At 61.6% G+C, this 216-nt stretch carries 1 tRNA gene; it reads right to left on the minus strand.

Annotated features, from left to right (window positions below):
* Position 1 precedes the first annotated feature (1 nt).
* Positions 2 to 75, minus strand: a tRNA-Asp gene (locus QQL85_RS26570).
* Positions 76 to 216: the final 141 nt, after the last annotated feature.

The following is a 216-nucleotide window of genomic DNA, read 5'->3' on the forward strand; positions in this document are numbered from 1 at the left end:
GCGCAGCGGACGGGACTCGAACCCGCGACCCCCGGCGTGACAGGCCGGTATTCTAACCGACTGAACTACCGCTGCGCAGTGCGTTCCTCTCTGGCTATCGGCTTCTTGCGAAACCTGAAGCGCCAGGAACATCTCAGGAAGTGGTGGGTGATGACGGGATCGAACCGCCGACCCTCTGCTTGTAAGGCAGATGCTCTCCCGGCTGAGCTAATCACC

Origin of the sequence: Pseudomonas putida, assembly GCF_030159595.1 — a bacterium.
In the GTDB taxonomy this organism is placed as follows: domain Bacteria; phylum Pseudomonadota; class Gammaproteobacteria; order Pseudomonadales; family Pseudomonadaceae; genus Aquipseudomonas; species Aquipseudomonas putida_AC.